Origin of the sequence: Pseudomonas sp. NFPP12 (assembly GCF_900103205.1) — a bacterium.
Lineage (GTDB): Bacteria > Pseudomonadota > Gammaproteobacteria > Pseudomonadales > Pseudomonadaceae > Aquipseudomonas > Aquipseudomonas protegens.
In genome coordinates this window covers 302930-317449 of sequence record NZ_FMWW01000005.1, presented here as the reverse complement: position 1 = coordinate 317449, position 14520 = coordinate 302930, and the positions used below count along the sequence as shown (strand labels likewise).

General features: G+C 64.6%; 12 protein-coding genes. 10 read left to right on the top strand and 2 right to left on the bottom strand.

Features of this window, described 5'->3' with window-relative positions:
* The first annotated feature begins 12 nt into the window (after positions 1–12).
* On the top strand, positions 13–2292 hold the full coding sequence (gene ptsP, locus BLS75_RS22585) for a phosphoenolpyruvate--protein phosphotransferase (RefSeq protein WP_011064072.1): 2280 nt from the start codon (positions 13–15) through the stop codon (positions 2290–2292).
* A gap of 73 nt (positions 2293–2365) precedes the next feature.
* On the opposite strand, the gene BLS75_RS22580 is transcribed toward ptsP, so the two are convergent.
* Positions 2366–3112: an NRDE family protein gene (locus BLS75_RS22580; RefSeq protein WP_011064071.1), complete on the bottom strand. Its 747-nt coding sequence runs from the start codon at positions 3110–3112 to the stop codon at positions 2366–2368.
* 123 nt (positions 3113–3235) lie between these two features.
* Between BLS75_RS22580 and BLS75_RS22575 the strand changes: the two genes are divergently transcribed.
* The 4 genes from BLS75_RS22575 (at position 3236) to BLS75_RS22560 (ending at position 6691) form a co-directional block, all read left to right on the top strand.
* Entirely contained in the window at positions 3236–4018 is a 783-nt protein-coding gene (locus tag BLS75_RS22575) for a sulfite exporter TauE/SafE family protein (protein WP_026020005.1), read from the top strand.
* Between the two features lie 81 nt (positions 4019–4099).
* Complete coding sequence (gene lgt / locus BLS75_RS22570) at positions 4100–4909, top strand: prolipoprotein diacylglyceryl transferase (protein WP_011064069.1); 810 nt, start codon at positions 4100–4102, stop codon at positions 4907–4909.
* Positions 4910–4955: 46 nt separating this feature from the next.
* Positions 4956–5927, top strand: coding sequence for a thymidylate synthase (locus tag BLS75_RS22565; protein ID WP_011064068.1), 972 nt, complete (start codon positions 4956–4958; stop codon positions 5925–5927).
* Between the two features lie 176 nt (positions 5928–6103).
* Complete coding sequence (locus BLS75_RS22560; protein ID WP_072451820.1) at positions 6104–6691, top strand: undecaprenyl-diphosphatase; 588 nt, start codon at positions 6104–6106, stop codon at positions 6689–6691.
* A 15-nt stretch (positions 6692–6706) separates the two neighbouring features.
* On the opposite strand, the gene cadR is transcribed toward BLS75_RS22560, so the two are convergent.
* On the bottom strand, positions 6707–7156 hold the full coding sequence (gene cadR, locus BLS75_RS22555) for a Cd(II)/Pb(II)-responsive transcriptional regulator (protein WP_011064066.1): 450 nt from the start codon (positions 7154–7156) through the stop codon (positions 6707–6709).
* A gap of 88 nt (positions 7157–7244) precedes the next feature.
* Between cadR and BLS75_RS22550 the strand changes: the two genes are divergently transcribed.
* The 5 genes from BLS75_RS22550 to BLS75_RS22530 all read left to right on the top strand — a co-directional run bounded on the left by BLS75_RS22550 (position 7245) and on the right by BLS75_RS22530 (position 14494).
* Entirely contained in the window at positions 7245–9578 is a 2334-nt protein-coding gene (locus tag BLS75_RS22550) for a heavy metal translocating P-type ATPase (RefSeq protein ID WP_072451819.1), read from the top strand.
* Between the two features lie 16 nt (positions 9579–9594).
* Entirely contained in the window at positions 9595–10458 is an 864-nt protein-coding gene (locus tag BLS75_RS22545; RefSeq protein WP_072451818.1) for a LysR family transcriptional regulator, read from the top strand.
* Between the two features lie 157 nt (positions 10459–10615).
* Positions 10616–11692, top strand: coding sequence for a putative 2-aminoethylphosphonate ABC transporter ATP-binding protein (locus BLS75_RS22540; RefSeq protein ID WP_053160346.1), 1077 nt, complete (start codon positions 10616–10618; stop codon positions 11690–11692).
* 1 nt (position 11693) lies between these two features.
* Positions 11694–13418 (top strand): putative 2-aminoethylphosphonate ABC transporter permease subunit, encoded by a 1725-nt coding sequence (locus BLS75_RS22535; RefSeq protein WP_072451817.1) that lies wholly within the window; start codon positions 11694–11696, stop codon positions 13416–13418.
* 50 nt (positions 13419–13468) lie between these two features.
* Positions 13469–14494 (top strand): putative 2-aminoethylphosphonate ABC transporter substrate-binding protein, encoded by a 1026-nt coding sequence (locus tag BLS75_RS22530; RefSeq protein WP_011064061.1) that lies wholly within the window; start codon positions 13469–13471, stop codon positions 14492–14494.
* Positions 14495–14520 lie beyond the last annotated feature (26 nt).

Sequence of the window (14520 nt, the reverse complement as noted above, 5' to 3'; positions counted from 1 at the left end):
CGACCCCGAGCCATGCTCAATACGCTGCGCAAGATCGTCCAGGAAGTTAACTCCGCCAAGGATCTCAAGGCGGCGTTGGGGATTATTGTATTGCGCGTCAAAGAGGCCATGGGCAGCCAGGTCTGCTCGGTCTATCTGCTGGACCCGGAAACCAACCGTTTCGTCCTGATGGCCACCGAGGGCTTGAACAAGCGCTCCATCGGCAAGGTCAGCATGGCGCCCAACGAAGGCCTGGTAGGCCTGGTGGGCACTCGCGAAGAACCCCTCAACCTGGAAAACGCCGCCGACCACCCGCGCTATCGCTACTTCGCCGAAACCGGTGAGGAGCGTTACGCCTCCTTCCTCGGTGCGCCGATCATTCACCACCGCCGGGTGGTGGGCGTGCTGGTTATCCAGCAAAAGGAGCGGCGCCAGTTCGACGAAGGCGAAGAAGCCTTCCTGGTGACCATGAGTGCCCAACTGGCCGGGGTTATCGCCCATGCCGAGGCCACCGGTTCGATCCGTGGCCTGGGTCGCCAGGGCAAGGGCATTCAGGAAGCCAAGTTCGTCGGCGTACCGGGCTCGCCCGGCGCGGCGGTGGGCAGCGCGGTGGTGATGCTGCCGCCGGCCGACCTGGATGTGGTGCCGGACAAGCACGTCACCGACATCGACGCCGAACTGGCCCTGTTCAAGAGCGCCCTGGAAGGGGTGCGGGCCGATATGCGCGCGCTGTCGGAAAAGCTCGCCACTCAATTGCGCCCTGAAGAGCGCGCGCTGTTCGACGTCTACCTGATGATGCTCGACGACGCCTCCCTGGGCAGTGAAGTGAAGGCCGTGATCAAGACCGGGCAATGGGCCCAGGGCGCGTTGCGCCAGGTGGTCACCGATCACGTCAACCGTTTCGAACTGATGGACGATGCCTACCTGCGCGAGCGGGCCTCGGACGTCAAGGACCTGGGCCGCCGGCTCCTGGCCTACCTGCAGGAAGAGCGCCAGCAGACCCTGGTCTATCCCGACAACACCATCCTGGTCAGTGAAGAACTGACCCCGGCCATGCTCGGCGAAGTGCCGGAAGGCAAGCTGGTGGGCCTGGTCTCGGTGCTGGGTTCGGGCAACTCCCACGTGGCGATCCTGGCACGGGCCATGGGAATCCCGACGGTGATGGGCCTGGTGGACCTGCCGTACTCCAAGGTCGACGGCATCCAGATGATCGTCGACGGCTACCACGGCGAGGTCTACACCAACCCCAGCGACGTGCTGCGCAAGCAGTTCGCCGATGTGGTGGAAGAAGAACGGCAACTGGCCCAGGGCCTGGATGCCCTGCGCGACCTGCCCTGCATCACCCCCGATGGCCATCGCATGCCGCTGTGGGTCAACACCGGCCTGCTGGCCGATGTAGCCCGGGCGCAGAAGCGCGGGGCCGAAGGCGTGGGCCTGTATCGCACCGAAGTGCCGTTCATGATCAACCAGCGCTTCCCCAGCGAGAAGGAACAGCTGGCGATCTATCGCGAACAGCTGGCGGCCTTCCACCCGCAACCGGTGACCATGCGCAGCCTGGACATCGGCGGCGACAAGTCGCTGTCGTACTTCCCGATCAAGGAAGACAACCCCTTCCTTGGCTGGCGCGGGATCCGCGTGACCCTCGACCACCCGGAGATCTTCCTGGTACAGGCCCGGGCGATGCTCAAGGCCAGCGAAGGCCTGAACAATTTGCGCATCCTGCTGCCGATGATTTCCGGCATCCACGAGCTGGAAGAAGCCTTGCACCTGATCCACCGGGCCTGGGGCGAAGTGCGCGATGAAGGCACTGACGTACCGATGCCGCCAGTGGGGGTGATGATCGAAATCCCCGCCGCGGTGTACCAGACCAAGGAACTGGCGCGCCAGGTGGATTTCCTCTCGGTGGGCTCCAACGACCTGACCCAGTACCTGCTGGCGGTGGACCGCAACAACCCACGGGTGGCCGATCTCTACGACTACCTGCACCCGGCGGTGCTGCAAGCGCTGCAGAACGTGGTGCGTGATGCCCATGCCGAAGGCAAGCCAGTGAGCATCTGCGGCGAGATGGCCGGTGATCCGGCGGCGGCAGTGCTGCTGATGGCGATGGGCTTCGACAGCCTGTCGATGAACGCCACCAACCTGCCGAAGGTGAAGTGGATGCTGCGTCAGGTCAGCATGACCAAGGCCAAGGAACTGCTGGCGGAAATGATGACCATCGACAACCCGCAAGTTATCCACAGTTCGCTGCAACTGGCGCTGAAGAAACTCGGGCTGGCGCGGATGATCAATCCGGCTTCGAGCAAGACCCTGTAACCGGGTTGTTTTCTTCGCCGGCAAGCCGGCTCCTACAGAAGCGTTCGTGGGAGCCGGCGTGCCGGGGAACGCTTCAGACCTTCAGTTCGACCTCTCCCAGATGCCCGCCATAGGGGCCGAAGCTACGCTCCAGCAGATGCCGCGAGCCATCGGCGTGGACGATCAGTGCCGTGCTGGCTCGTGTGCCGTAGCTGGGGCTGGCGATGAACACGCTGGACAGCAGGCTTTCGGTGGCCAAGCCCACGCCGGTGTCCGGCAGGTCGGCGAAGGGCGCTGTCTGCGGGTCGCTCAACAGCGCCAGCAGTGCCTGGGGCTGTGGATCATGCAACACCTCCTGCAACGCCGCCCTGGCCTTGAGCAGCTTGGGCCAGGGCGTATCCAGCCCGGCATTGGAAAGGCCGTAGACCCCAGGCTCCAGCCGTTGCGGCTGCGGGTCCCGAGCGTTGTAGTGCCACAGCTGCTCGGCATTGCCCAGCAGCAGGTTGAACCCGGCGTACTCCACCGAGCGCCCGACTACATCGCGCAAATAATCATCCAGGGGCACGTCGCCGGCGAGAAAGCGCGCCACCAGTTCACCCCGCGAGCGCCGCGCCGGAGGCTGGTGCGGGTTGCGGATATTGGTCAGGGCGGCAAAGCGGCCCTCGGCGCCGACCCCGAGCCAGGTGCCGCCGGCTTCCAGGTCGCGACCGGCGTGGATCTGCGGCAGTTCCGGCCACTGCCCCAGGGGCAGGCTCGGCCGCGCGTAGAATTCATCACGGTTGGCCGCGACGATCAGTGGCTGAGCATGACCCGGCCGCCAGGCGAAAACGATCAAGCACATTAAGGTGGCCCCCTGTGTGTTTTTGCCCACTTTACGCACAGATCCGGCGGGTATCCATCGCCATCCAGTGGAGTCCGGGGCGGCGCTTCCGTTACCATGCCGATCTATTTTTCGGATGCTCCCATGGAATTTCTGCTCTATCTGCTGCTGGGCGCCTGTGCGGGCGTACTGGCCGGGCTGTTCGGCGTGGGCGGCGGGATCATCATAGTCCCGGTGCTGGTGTTCAGCTTCACTCTGCAAGGCTTCGATGTCTCGGTGCTGACCCATCTGGCGGTCGGCACCTCCCTGGCCAGCATCATCTTTACCTCGGTCAATGCGGTGCGCGAGCACCATCGGCGTGGCGCTGTGCGCTGGCCGATCTTCGCCTGGATGACCGTGGGTATCCTCCTGGGCGCCGGTTTCGGCGCACTGACCGCCGAGGCTATCTCCGGCCCGCACCTGCAGAAAATCATCGGTGTGTTCGCCCTCGTGGTGGCTCTGCAGATGACCCTGGAGCTCAAGCCCAAGGCCAGCCGCCAGGTGCCCGGCAAGCTGGGCCTGACGGCCGCCGGCGGTGTGATTGGCTGGGCCTCGGCGATCTTCGGCATCGGCGGGGGCTCCCTCACCGTGCCTTTTCTCACCTGGCGCAGCGTGCCCATGCAGCAGGCGGTGGCTACCTCATCGGCCTGCGGTTTGCCCATCGCCCTGGCCAGTGCCTTAAGTTTCATGATTCTGGGCTGGCATGATCCGCTGCTCCCGGCCCATAGTCTCGGTTTCGTTTATTTGCCGGCCCTGTTGGGCATTGCCCTGACCAGCATGGTGTTCGCCCGCATCGGCGCGCGCCTGGCCCACAAACTGTCGCCACGCCTGTTGAAACGCATGTTCGCCGCGCTACTGTTCTGCGTGGGGCTCAGCTTCCTGTTCTGAGTGGTGACGCAATCCTGGCTTAATCCTGGGCTGGCAGTTTGCCCCGGGAATCTGAAGTTCTAACCCTTACGAGGAGTCGCAATGCTGCCTTACCCGCAGATTGATCCGGTGGCCCTGGCCATCGGCCCGCTGAAAATCCACTGGTACGGCCTGATGTACCTGATCGGCATTGGCGGTGCCTGGTTGCTGGCGTCGCGCCGCCTGAACCGTTTCGATCCGACCTGGAGCAAGGAGAAGCTCTCGGACATGGTGTTCTGGATGTCCATGGGGGTGATAGTCGGTGGTCGCCTGGGTTATGTGCTGTTCTACGACCTGAGCGCCTACCTGGCCAACCCGACGCTGATCTTCGAGGTGTGGAAGGGCGGCATGTCGTTCCACGGTGGTTTCATCGGGGTGATGCTGGCGGCCTGGTGGTTCGGCAAGCGCAACAACAAGACCTTCTTCGAGCTGATGGATTTCGTCGCGCCGATGGTGCCGATCGGCTTGGGCGCCGGGCGCATCGGCAACTTCATCAACGCTGAACTGTGGGGCAAGCCCACCGATCTGCCCTGGGCCATGGTGTTCCCGCCGTTCAGCGATCCGGCGCAATTGCCGCGCCATCCCTCGCAGCTGTATCAGTTCGCCCTGGAAGGCGTGGCGCTGTTCCTGATCCTCTGGCTGTTCTCGCGCAAACCCCGGCCGACCATGGCGGTTTCCGGTATGTTCGCCCTGTTCTACGGGATCTTCCGTTTCATCGTCGAGTTCGTCCGGGTGCCGGACGCCCAGTTGGGCTACTTGGCCTGGAACTGGCTGACCATGGGTCAGGTCCTGTGCGTGCCGATGATTCTCGGTGGCCTGGGGTTGATCTGGCTGGCTTATCATCGCGCTCCGGCCAAGAGCGCGGCGCAATAAATTCGAACCCCGGGGCGTGCCCCGGGTTCAAGGATGCAGGTAATTCATGAAGCAATATCTTGATCTGGTGGCCCACGTCATCAACAACGGCACCAAGCAGGCCAACCGCACCGGTGTGAACACCATCAGCTTCCCCGGGGCCATGCTGCGCTACGACCTCAAGGAAGGTTTCCCGGCCATCACCACCCGCAAGATGGCCTTCAAGTCGGCCATCGGCGAGATGGTCGGCTTCCTGCGCGGGGTGAACAACGCCGCCGAGTTTCGTGCGCTGGGCTGCAAGGTCTGGGACCAGAACGCCAACGAAAACGCCCAGTGGCTGGCCAACCCGTTCCGCCAGGGCGATGACGACCTGGGCGAGATCTACGGCGTGCAGTGGCGCAAGTGGCCGGCCTACAAACAGATCAAGACCAGCAACCAGGCGGCCATCGACCTGGCGCTGAGCCAGGGCTACCGGCAGATCGCCGCGGGCGAGGAAGACGGCCAGGGCTACGTGGTGCTGTACAAGGCCATCGACCAGGTGCGCCAGTGCGTCGACACCATCATCAACGACCCGGGCAGCCGGCGGATCCTGTTCCACGGCTGGAACTGCGCCCAGCTGGATGAAATGGCCTTGCCGCCGTGCCACCTGCTTTACCAGTTCCATCCCAATGTCCAGACCCGGGAAATCTCCCTGACCCTCTACATCCGCTCCAACGACCTGGGCCTGGGCACGCCGTTCAACCTCACCGAGGGTGCTGCGCTGCTGAGCCTGATCGGCCGCCTGACCGGCTACACGCCGCGCTGGTTCACCTATTTCATCGGTGATGCCCACGTCTATGAAAACCATCTGGACATGCTCAACGAACAGCTCAAGCGCGAGCCGTTCCCGATGCCCAAGCTGGTGATTTCCGAGCGTGTGCCGGAGTTCGCCAAGACCGGCGTCTACCAGCCGGAGTGGCTGGAGCTGATCGAGCCGAGCGACTTCTCCCTGGAAGGCTATGAGCACCACGCGCCCATGACGGCGCCGATGGCGGTCTGAGCATCCAGCTACTGCAGCAAGGGCCGCGCGGCCCTTGTCGATTGATCCTGTTGCCCTTATCGACCTGTGCCCGGAGCCGTTCCGGGCATGGCTGTGCCCGGCGGCCAGCTACGCTCTGAGTAGCAGCCCTGCCAGGTGCGGGGTGTGGTCCTTGTGACATTCAACGTGAGCTCCGAATGGAAGAACTCAATCACAGCCTGTTCCTGGCCATCAACGCCAGTGCCGGGGCGTCCATGCCGATGCGTGCACTGGCGGTTTTCCTCGCGCAATGGGTGGTACTCAGCGTGCCGCTGCTGCTGGTGGTGTTCTGGGTTTTCGGCGAGCGCCGCCAGCGCATGATCGTGTTGCTCGCCGGCCTGAGCATTGTCCTGGCCCTGGTCTGCAACCTGCTGATCCGTGAGCTGTGGTTCCATCCGCGGCCGTTCATGATCGGCCTGGGGCAGAACTTCCTCGCCCACGCGCCCGGGGCGTCTTTCCCCAGCGACCACGCCAGTGGCATGTTCGCCATGGCTTTCGCGCTGATCCTGGCCAGCCTGCGCAAGACCGGGCTGGTGATGCTGGGCCTGGCGATCCTGGTGAGTTGGGCACGGGTCTACCTGGGCGTGCATTTCCCTTTCGACATTCTGGGTGGCTGCCTGGTGGGGGGGCTCAGCGCCTGGCTGGTGCGCCAGGGGCTGGCCTGGCAGCATCTGGACCAGCGGCTGCTGGCAATCCTCGAAGGGGCTTATCTGCGGCTGACGGCCAGCGTTCGGCGCGGCGCCTGAAACCGCGCCAGGGGTTCAGTGCCCGTGGCTGCGCCCGACATGGGAGGGCTCGCTCTCATTGGGGGCCACCGAGCCGCTGACTTCCAGGCGCTGGAGAATTCCGCAGTGCTCAAGGTCCGGGCCCTCGCTGCAGCGCTGGCGCAGGTCCAGCAGTTGTTCCTGCAGGGCCAGCAAGCCGTCAATGCGCGCCTTGACGTGATGGATATGCTCGTCGATCAGGGCGTTGACGCTGGCGCACTGGTCCTGGGGGCTGTCGCGCAGGTTGAGCAGGCTGCGGATCTCCTCGAGGGTCATGTCCAGGCTGCGGCAATTGCGGATAAAGGTCAGGCGCTCGGTGTGGGCCTGGGTGTAGAGGCGATAGTTGCCTTCACTGCGGGCCGGTTCGGGCAGCAGCCCTTCGCGCTCGTAGTAACGGATGGTCTCGACCTGACAGTCGGTGAGTTTCGCCAGTTCGCCAATCTTCATTGCCGTCGTCTCCGAATGGGTGCTTGACCCTATAGTGGCTACAGGGTGTTCACTTGGCAACAAGCACCTTAATTCGGAAGGGACCCTAATGAGCGATTCTCTCCACAGCCCGCGCAAAACCGCGGATCAGCAGCCCCAGGCTGATCACGATCACGATCACGATCACGATCACAGCCATGGCCACAGCCATTCCCATGCGCACGCGGGCAAGCTGCAGCCGGTCAAGGCACACGATCATGCCGCCCATGGCGCTTCCTGCTGCGGTTCCGCCGACCTGGCGCCGTCCAGGGTCACCCTGAGCGAGACCCCGACCGCCGGCGCGCGCTTGAGCAGCTTTCGCATCGAAGCCATGGACTGCCCCACCGAACAGACCCTGATCCAGAACAAGCTGGGCAAGTTGGCCGGGGTCCAGGCGCTGGAGTTCAACCTGATGAACCGCGTGCTGGGGGTGACCCACGACCTGCCGAGCACCGCGCCTATCATCGAGGCGGTCAAGTCACTGGGCATGCACGCCGAACCCCTGGAACAGGAGGGTGACCAAGCCGCGCCTGCCGCAGCGCCCGTGAAGAAGCCCTGGTGGCCGCTGGCCCTGTCCGGTATCGGCGCGCTGGCTGCCGAGGTCATCCATTTCACCAATGCCGCGCCCGACTGGGTGATTGCCCTGGTGGCCCTGGTGTCGATCCTCAGTGGTGGCCTGACCACCTACAAGAAGGGCTGGATCGCCCTGAAGAACCGCAACCTCAACATCAATGCCCTGATGAGCATCGCCGTGACCGGCGCCGTGCTGATCGGCCAATGGCCGGAAGCGGCGATGGTGATGTTCCTGTTCACCGTGGCGGAATTGATCGAGGCCCGTTCCCTGGATCGGGCGCGCAACGCCATCAGCGGCCTGATGCAGATGACCCCGGAACGGGTCACGGTGCAGCAGGCAGACGGCAACTGGAGCGAACAGGAAGCGAAAAGCGTCGAACTGGGCGCACTGGTGCGGGTGCGTCCCGGCGAGCGCATCGGCCTCGACGGCGAGGTCGTGTCCGGCAACTCCACCATCGACCAGGCGCCGATCACCGGTGAAAGCCTGCCGGTGGAAAAGACTGTGGGCGACAAGGTTTTCGCCGGCACCATCAATCAGGCCGGCTCCCTGGAATACCGAGTGACTGCCGCCGCCAACAATTCGACCCTGGCGCGGATCATCCACGCTGTGGAACAGGCCCAGGGCGCCCGGGCTCCGACCCAGCGCTTCGTTGACAGCTTCTCGAAAATCTACACCCCGGCGGTATTCGCCTTCGCCCTGGCGGTGGCGCTGATTCCGCCGCTGTTCATGGGCGGCGTCTGGTTCGACTGGATCTACCGCGCCCTGGTGCTGCTGGTAGTGGCTTGCCCCTGCGCCCTGGTGATCTCCACCCCGGTAAGCATTGTCAGCGGCCTGGCGGCTGCCGCGCGCAAGGGCATTCTGGTCAAGGGCGGGGTCTACCTGGAGGGCGGCTACAAGCTCGACTACCTGGCCCTGGACAAGACCGGCACCATCACCCACGGCAAGCCGGTGCAGACCGACTTCCTGTCCCTGGACCCGCTGGCCCAGGACACCGCCCCGGCCCTGGCTGCAAGCCTGGCAGGGCGTTCCGACCACCCGGTGTCCCTGGCCATTGCCCAGGCGGCTGTGGATAAGCAGTTGGCCATGCACCCTGTGGATAACTTCGAGGCCTTGACCGGCCGAGGCGTACGCGGCGAGATCAATGGCGAGCTGTACCATCTGGGCAACCATCGTCTGGTGGAAGAGCTGGGACTGTGCTCCCCGGCTTTGGAAGAAAAACTCTTCGCCCTGGAGAAGCAGGGCAAGACCGTGGTCCTGCTGCTGGACCGCAATGGCCCGCTGGCGCTGTTCGCCGTGGCAGACACGGTCAAGGAATCCAGCCGCGAAGCCATCCAGCAATTGCATGAGCTGGGGATCAAGACCCTGATGCTCACCGGCGACAACCCGCATACCGCCCAGGCCATCGCGGCCCAGGTGGGTATCGACCAGGCCCGGGGCGACCTGCTGCCCACCGACAAGCTGCAGGCCATCGAAGACCTGTACGCCCAGGGCCACCGGGTGGGCATGGTCGGCGACGGGATCAACGACGCACCGGCCCTGGCCCGCGCCGAAATCGGTTTCGCCATGGCTGCGGCGGGCACCGACACCGCCATCGAGACCGCGGATGTTGCCCTGATGGACGATGATTTGCGCAAGATCCCGGCGTTTATCCGCCTGTCGCGCCAGACCTCGGTGGTGCTCAAGCAAAATATCGTCCTGGCCCTGGTCATCAAGGCGATCTTTCTTGGGGTAACCTTTGCCGGGCTGGCCACCATGTGGATGGCAGTGTTCGCCGACATGGGCGTGAGCCTGTTGGTGGTGTTCAACGGTCTGCGCCTGCTGCGCAAATAAGCAACGAGAGAACCCTGTGCTGAGTGCCGAGCTAAAGGCTTTTTACATGGTCGCCCGCCTGGGCAGCATTACCCAGGCGGCGAAGAAGCTCGGCCTCAGCCAGCCCACGGTGACTACCCAGGTCCGCAACCTGGAGAGCCAGTACGCGGTGGAGCTGTTCTACCGAGGCGGGCGCCGCCTGAGCCTGAGCGATGAGGGCGCGCGCCTGCTGCCGATGGTCAAGGAGCTGCTGCAGAAAGAGTCGGACATCGAATTCTTCCTGCGCAACTGTGGGCAGGTGCAGGGCACGCTGCGCATCGCCGCCACCGCGCCGTACTACATCCTCGATCTGGTGAAGACTTTCCGCCAGCGCCTGCCCCAGGTGGAGGTCTCGGTGGAAATCGGCAACTCCCAGCAGGTCCTGGAGGCGCTGGAAGACTATCGGGTGGATGTGGCCGCTTCCTCGCAACTGCTGGAGGATTCGCGGTTGGTCCGCCGGGTGCTGGGCAGCGATCCGCTGGTGCTGGCGGTGCATCGCAATCACCCCCTGGCGGCGCTGGAACACGTGCCCCTCAACGCCCTGGCCGGGCACACGCTGCTGATGCGCGAACCCGGCTCCACCACCCGCAGCCTCACCGAAGGTCTGCTGAAGAACGCCAACGTCAGCTTTGGCCCGCTGCTGGAGATCGGCAGCCGTGAATCGATCCGCGAGGCGGTGCTGCGCAATATCGGCATCAGCATCATTGCCCGCCAGGAAGTGCCCCACGACCCGCAACTGCGGGTCCTGACCATCGAAAACGCGCCGCAGATCGCCGAGTACCTGTATTGCCTCAAGGAGCGCAAGAACGCGCGCCTGCCCGCCGCCTTTCTCGGCCTGGCCCAGGAAATGGCTCCCGCCTGAAAGATCTGCATCGGCCATGCCGATGCCTTCGCGAGCACATGATTTACAAGTGAACCCAAATCCCTGAATACCACTATCGGTCGTTTTTGCCTTACTGCCATATGACCGACGCATTGCAACTCTAGGATTTGCCTCATCTGCTAGATGAGGTGCGTCCATGAACAACTCCGCTGCAACTGCCCTGAGCAACCCCGGTGCACCGATGAAGGTGCGCGGTATCCACAAGCGCTTCGGTGCCTTCACCGCGCTGGATAACGTGTCCCTGGACGTCGCTGCCGGTGAGCTGGTGTGCCTGCTGGGGCCGTCCGGCTGCGGCAAGACCACCTTGCTGCGCTGCATCGCCGGCCTGGAACGCCAGGACCAGGGCGAGTTGTACCTCGGGGATCGGGACGTGTCGCTGCTGGCGCCCCAGGCCCGGGACTACGGGATCCTGTTCCAGTCCTACGCGCTGTTCCCCAACCTCACGGTAGAAGCCAACATCGCCTACGGCCTGTCCGGCAGTGGCCGCGAAGAAGCGCGCAAGCGCGTGGCGCAGATGCTGGAACTGGTGGGGCTGACCGGCAGCGAGAAGAAGTACCCCGGTCAGCTGTCCGGCGGCCAGCAGCAGCGCGTGGCCCTGGCCCGTGCCCTGGCCCCGGCGCCGTCGTTGCTGCTGCTGGACGAGCCGATGTCGGCGCTGGACGCACGGGTCCGCGAGCACCTGTGCACCGAGCTGCGCCAGCTGCAGCGGCGCCTGGGGATCACCACCCTGATGGTTACCCACAACCAGGACGAAGCCATGCTGATGGCCGACCGCATTGCCGTGATGAACAACGGCAAGGTCGAGCAGTACGCCACGCCCCAGGAAATCTACGACCGTCCGGCCACGCCGTTCGTCGCCGAATTCGTCGGCCAGGGCAACTGGCTGCCCTTCAGCCGCAACAGCGACAGCCATGCCCAGGTTGGCGGCATGAATGTGCGCCTGGCCGACGGCTCGGCCAAGACCGCCTCGGGCCGGCTGTTCTGCCGTCCCGAAGCCATCAGCGTGAATCCGCTGGTGCACGAGGAAAACCTGTTCCCGGCCAAGGTCCGCGAGATCACCTTCCTCGGCAATCGCTGCCGCATGAGCTTCGAACTCAATCAACTGCCGGGGCATGCGCTGCTGGCCGAGCTGGCACCGGAAGCCATGCCGCGCCTGGGGGCCCAGGATATCTGGGTCGCCTTGCCGCCGCGCAGCCTCCAGGTGTTTGCCTAAGATGACTGCGCACATGTCCCTGCCGCTACCCGCCAAGCGGGCGCGCCAGGCTTCTCGTGCCGAGATCGGCGACCGCATTTTTGTCGTCGGCGGCAAGGTCCTGCTTCTGCTCCTGCTGGGTGTAGCGGTGCTGTTGCCCCTGTTGGCGATCTTCTGGCGCGGCTTCAGCGCCGAGGCCGGGCAGGGCGGAGGCTGGCTGGCGGCTCGCGAGCTGGTGGCCAGCGAAAACTTCCACTGGTTGCTGGGCAACAGCCTGAAAGTCTCCCTCAGCGTGGCCGCCATCGTCGTGCCCCTGGCCTACCTGTTCGCCTACGCCCTGCAACGCACGCTGATTCCCGGCAAGGGCATCTGGCGCGGCCTGTCGCTGTTGCCGCTGATGGCGCCGTCGATGCTCCCGGGCATTGCCCTGGTCTATCTGTTTGGCAATCAGGGGATGCTGCGTGGCCTGTTCGCCGAGAACATCTACGGCTTCTGGGGCATCGTCCTCGGCGAGGTCATCTACACCTTTCCCCACGCCCTGATGATCCTGCTCTCGGCGCTGTCCCTGGCGGACGCGCGGCTGTTCGACGCCGCGTCGAGCATGGGCGCCAGCCCCGCCAAGGCCTTTCGCAGCATCACCTGGCCGGCGACCCGGCAGGCGGTGTTCGCTGCGTTCTGCCTGGTGTTCACCCTGACCATCACCGACTTCGGCGTGCCAGTGGTAGTGGGTGGCGACTATCAGGTGCTGGCCCTGGAAGCCTACAAGGCGGTGGTGGGGCAGCAGCAGTTCGGCCGCGGCGCGTTGATCGGCATGATCCTGCTGTTGCCGGCCCTGTTCAGCTTCGGTGTCGACGCCTGGCTGCGCCGGCGCCATGGCGACTCCATGAGCGGCCGTGCCCAGGTATTCAAGCCTGCGCCGTCGCCACTGCGCGATGGCTGCTACTTGGCCATTGTGCTGCTGATCTGCGCTGCCCTGCTGCTGGTGTTCGGCATGGCGGTGTTTTCGTCGCTGGTGAAATTCTGGCCCTACAACCTGTCGCTGTCGCTGAACCACTACCAGTTCAACGACACCGCCGGCGGTGGCTGGCTGGCCTACCGCAACAGCCTGACCATGGCCCTGTGCACGGCGCTGATCGGCAGCGTGGTGATCTTCACTGGCGCCTACCTGATGGAGAAGACCAACGGCCAGCGCGGCTTGAACCTGGCGCTGCGCATGCTCAGCTTCGTGCCCATGGCGGTGCCCGGGCTGGTGCTGGGCCTGGGCTACGTCTTCTTCTTCAACCTCAATGGCAATCCGTTGCATGTGTTCTACGGCACCATGACCCTGCTGGTGGTGTGCACCATCGCCCACTACCTGACCACCGCGCAGATGACCGCCACCACCGCCCTGCGCCAGCTGGATGCCGAGTTCGAGGCGGCCGCGCTGTCGCTCAAGGCGCCGCTGTACCGGCATTACCTGCGGGTTACCGTGCCGATCTGCCTGCCGGCGCTGCTGGACATCGTGCGCTACCTGTTCGTCTCGGCCATGACCACGGTGTCGGCGGCGATCTTCCTCTACAGCCCGGACACCATCCTTGCCGCCGTGGCCGTGCTGAACATGGACGACGCCGGCAACGTCGGCGGCGCCGCGGCGATGTCGACTCTGATCCTGTTCACTTCGGCCGGCGTCTCGCTGCTCCTGGCCTGGGCTTCGCGCGGTCTGCTGCGCCGCTCCCAGGCCTGGCGCCAGGGCACGCCGGGCCACTGATGCGCTTCACCCACCCCCACTCTGATCTGCACTCACTAAGGAACCGCACCATGTTCAAGCCCCTGGCTCTTGCCGCTGCCGTCCTCTCTGCTGTCAGCCTGAACGCCTTTGCTGCGAAAACCGAGCTGACGGTCTACACCGCCCTTGAAGCCGAGCAACTGAAGTCCTACAAGCAAGCCTTCGAAAAGGCCAATCCGGACGTGGAGATCAAGTGGGTACGTGATTCCACCGGGATCATCACCGCCAAGCTGCTGGCGGAAAAAGCCCGCCCGCAGGCCGATGCGGTCTGGGGCCTGGCCGCGTCCAGCCTGGCGATCCTCGACCAGCAGGGCATGCTGCAAAGCTATGCGCCCAAGGATCTGGGCAAGATCGGCCCGAACTACCGCGACGCCGCCAACCCACCGGCCTGGGTCGGCATGGACGTCTGGGCCGCCACCATCTGCTTCAACACCGTGGAGGCCGAAAAGCAGGGCCTGACCAAGCCGGTGAGCTGGCAGGACCTGACCAAGCCCGAGTACAAAGGCAAGATCGTCATGCCCAACCCGGCCTCCTCGGGTACCGGCTTCCTCGACGTCAGCGCCTGGCTGCAGACCTTCGGCGAGAAGCAGGGCTGGCAGTACATGGATGAGCTGCACCAGAACATCGGCCAGTACGTCCACTCCGGTTCCAAGCCCTGCAAGCTGGCCGCGGCCGGTGAATTCCCGATTGGCATCTCCTTCGAGTACCCGGCCGTGCAGCTCAAGCGCCAGGGCGCGCCGCTGGACATTGTCCTGCCGAAGGAAGGCCTGGGCTGGGAAATCGAAGCCACCGCGGTGATCAAGGGCACGCCTCATGAAGAGGCGGCGAAGAAACTCGCCGACTTCTCCGCCAGCCCCGAGGCCATGGAGCTGTACAAGGAAAACTTCGCCGTGCTGGCCCAGCCGGGCATCGCCAAGCCGCAGACCGAACTGCCGGCCGACTACGAGCAGCGCCTGATCAAGAACGACTTTGCCTGGGCCTCGAAGAACCGCGACGAGATCCTCGCCGAATGGCGCAAGCGCTATGACGGCAAGTCGGAAAAGGTTGCCAAGCAGTAGCCGATCAATCGCCTTCGCCGGCTTGC

Excerpts from the sequence above, each read along its gene's own strand:
- ptsP (WP_011064072.1), top strand. The coding sequence starts at position 13 with ATGCTCAATACGCTGCGCAAGATCGTCCAGGAAGTTAACTCCGCCAAG.
- BLS75_RS22580 (WP_011064071.1), bottom strand. The coding sequence starts at position 3,112 with ATGTGCTTGATCGTTTTCGCCTGGCGGCCGGGTCATGCTCAGCCACTG.
- BLS75_RS22575 (WP_026020005.1), top strand. The coding sequence starts at position 3,236 with ATGGAATTTCTGCTCTATCTGCTGCTGGGCGCCTGTGCGGGCGTACTG.
- lgt (WP_011064069.1), top strand. The coding sequence starts at position 4,100 with ATGCTGCCTTACCCGCAGATTGATCCGGTGGCCCTGGCCATCGGCCCG.
- BLS75_RS22565 (WP_011064068.1), top strand. The coding sequence starts at position 4,956 with ATGAAGCAATATCTTGATCTGGTGGCCCACGTCATCAACAACGGCACC.
- BLS75_RS22560 (WP_072451820.1), top strand. The coding sequence starts at position 6,104 with ATGGAAGAACTCAATCACAGCCTGTTCCTGGCCATCAACGCCAGTGCC.
- cadR (WP_011064066.1), bottom strand. The coding sequence starts at position 7,156 with ATGAAGATTGGCGAACTGGCGAAACTCACCGACTGTCAGGTCGAGACC.
- BLS75_RS22550 (WP_072451819.1), top strand. The coding sequence starts at position 7,245 with ATGAGCGATTCTCTCCACAGCCCGCGCAAAACCGCGGATCAGCAGCCC.
- BLS75_RS22540 (WP_053160346.1), top strand. The coding sequence starts at position 10,616 with ATGAACAACTCCGCTGCAACTGCCCTGAGCAACCCCGGTGCACCGATG.
- BLS75_RS22535 (WP_072451817.1), top strand. The coding sequence starts at position 11,694 with ATGACTGCGCACATGTCCCTGCCGCTACCCGCCAAGCGGGCGCGCCAG.
- BLS75_RS22530 (WP_011064061.1), top strand. The coding sequence starts at position 13,469 with ATGTTCAAGCCCCTGGCTCTTGCCGCTGCCGTCCTCTCTGCTGTCAGC.